2 protein-coding genes are annotated in these 2,958 nt (G+C 62.1%); both read right to left on the reverse strand.

Annotated elements, in window-relative coordinates:
• Positions 1-294 (reverse strand): (2Fe-2S)-binding protein (locus tag Q7O77_RS16495; RefSeq protein ID WP_304169789.1); only part of this gene is annotated, 294 nt, incomplete at its 3' end.
• A gap of 3 nt (positions 295-297) precedes the next feature.
• A partial coding sequence (locus Q7O77_RS16500) for a molybdopterin cofactor-binding domain-containing protein (protein WP_304169790.1) occupies positions 298-2,958 on the reverse strand: 2,661 nt, incomplete at its 5' end.

Genomic DNA, 2,958 nt, shown 5'->3' on the forward strand with positions numbered 1-2,958 from the left:
CTGGACGCCTCCGTGACGGATAAAGGCCTGTTGCAGTTTGACCCCCACCGGGTCGCGGTGCAGCGCTTCCACCGTCGTGATCTCCGCGCCGTCGCACTGAGCGACCAGCAGCAGGCAAGAGCACACCGCCCGCCCGTTCATGATGACCGAACACGCGCCGCACTCGCCGACCGAGCAGCCTTCCTTCGTCCCGGTCAGGCGGCGGTCGTCCCGCAGGTAGTCCAGCAGGCGGGTATTGTCGTCGACGCTCGCCTGCACCCGAATACCGTTAATTTTCATTTCCACATCCATCATGTCTTACTCCTGCGCTGCCAGTTCCGACATCACCTGTCGAAACATGTCGAGATAAACCGGGATTTTGTATGGCGCCGACCAGCGGCCGCCGATGGCCTGCGTTACCAGCGCTTCCAACGCCGCCGCCGCGCGATCGATGACCACAGGCGTTGGCCGATGCCCCAGCAGCGCCCGCTCTACCACAGTGAGTCGCTGGGGCTGGCCCAATACCGCGCCATCCACTAAACGGCACAGGTCGATTCGCCCACGGGCGTCCAGACGGAACAACGCCGTCAGACTTTGGCGGGTGATGTTGACGGCGGTCCGACGCCCGAGTTGCAGATAAAACGGCCGCAGCTCGCCCTCGGGAGGGCTCGGCAGGATGATGCGGGTGAGCAGTTCGCCGGGGCGAAGCTGGGTTCGGTAACCCCCGGTGATAAACGCGGCGAGCGGCACCCGACGGCGCTCAGCGGCGGATCGCAGCTCCACGTCCGCCTGATAAATCATGAGCGGCGGGACGGAGTCCGCACAGGGCGCAGCATTGACGATATTGCCCCCGACCGTCGCGCGGTTGCGCAGCTGCAACGAGCCCACCGTCCGGCACGCGGTCACCAGCAGCGGGTAATCGCGGATCAAGCGCGGATGGGCCACCAGATCGGTAAAGCAGGTGCCCGCGCCGATGCTAACGCCATCGCCCTCTTCGGCGATACCGCGCAGTTCGCGCAGTCCGGAGATATTGACCAGACGCACCGGCGTCGTTTTCAGTCGCGCCTGCACCAACACGTCGGTGCCGCCCGCCAGCGCCTGCGCGCCCTCCTGCGCCAAAAGCGACAACGCGTGGTCCAGATCCGACGGCTGACTGACCTGCAGCGTGTTGAGCCGCAGCACCTGTTTATGCTCCCCGTCATGCGCCTGAACTTCGCTCTGGCGCGCCGGTTTTTTCAGGTTATACCCCAGACGCACCTGTTCCAGCGTCAGCGGCAGCGTGCGATTCCAGCGGCCCACGGCGAAACTGACCGCATTGTTGAGCGCCGCCCCGCCCAGCTCCAGTACCGGCTCGCCAATCACTTTGGCCCCGTAAGGCCCCGCCTTGTCGTGATTTTCCACCGCAATGACGTTGATGTTGGGGATATCGCGGATCGTCGGCAGCAGATAGGTATCGAAGTTCTCAGATTTGACCTCTCCGTTTTCGATGTTGAGATCCTCCAGCATGCCGTAGCCGATCATCCCCTGCACTACGCCGCCGTAGACCTGCCCTTCGAACCCGACGCGATTGATCACTTTCCCCACATCATGCACCGCCGTAATATCCAGCAGCGTGACTTTGCCGGTCCGCGTATCGACGGCGACATCCGCCACCTGACATCCGTATACCCAGGTGAAATAGGGGCTGCCGCAGCCCTTTTCCTCATCCCAGTGGATGGAAGGTGCCACGTGCCAGCCGTAAGCGGAAAGATTGGCGCCGGTAGCCTTCGTCATCGTGACCGCCTGACCAAAATCCATATGGCGGCTGAGATCCGCACGGTTGAACACCTTGCCATCGCGCCACATCAGCGCATCGACGCCGGAGGCGCCGAGCGTCGTCGCCACCGCCTCTGCGATACGCTGTTTGAGCTTGTCTGCGGCGTTGAGCACCGCCTGCCCGCCCATTAATGTGCCGCGTGACGCTACCGTGGAGCCGCCGTCGGCGATCATCGCCGTGGCGGGATCGGTAAACATGATCCACGACAGCGGCAGGCCAAAGGCCTCCGCCGCAATCATCGACATTACCGTTTGCAGCCCCTGACCATTTTCCGAGACGGCGGTAGAGAGGTTAACGCTGCCATCCGCATTGATCTGTATCAGCGCGGAGGAGGCATCCAGCCCTTCCGCGCCCAGCGAACATCCCCGGTGACTCAGCGCCAGTCCGATACCGTATTTGATGGGACCGCCAAGCGCGTTCAATTTGCTATAACGTTCGCGTTTCGCCATAAAATCGACGCTGTTCGCCGCTTTTGACAGTACCTCCTCGGCGGAAACCGTGTGTTCGCTGAACACCTGCCCCGCCATACTGGTGTCCCCTTGTTGCAGGATATTGCGCTGACGCAGCGCCAGAGGCGACAGCCCGAGCAGGGACGCAACTTCATCCATTAACGATTCATTGGCGAGGATAACCTGCGGCGCGCCGAAGCCGCGAAATGCCGAGGTGTAGTTGTTATTGGTGTACACGCCGGTGACATCGACACGCACGTTCGGAATGCGATACGGCCCGGCCGCCTGCACCGAGCTGCGCCAGGTCACAAACGGGGTCTGTCCGGCATAGCTGCCGCCATCCGCCAGCACATCGATCTTGATCGCCTGAATGCGCGCCTCGGCATCCAGCCCGATTTTGTATTTCATCTTGTAGGGGTGGCGTTTATAGCTCTCCCGCATCGACTGTTCGCGGTTATAGGTAAATTTAACCGGTCGGCCCGTCAACTGGCTTAACAGCGCCGCGCGGCACGCCAGATGATCGATAATGTCGTCTTTGCCGCCGAAGGAGCCGCCGATCACGGCGCGTTTCACATTCACGCGAGACTGCGGCAGGCCCAGATATTTCGCCACAAAGCCCCGGACGCGGTGGGCGTTCTGCACCGACCCGGAGAGCGTCATGATTTGTTCGTTATCATCGAGCCAGGCGATGATCGATTCCGGCTCAATGTAGGC

It is taken from the genome of Lonsdalea britannica, assembly GCF_946477055.1.
GTDB classification, from domain to species: Bacteria; Pseudomonadota; Gammaproteobacteria; order Enterobacterales; family Enterobacteriaceae; genus Lonsdalea; species Lonsdalea britannica_A.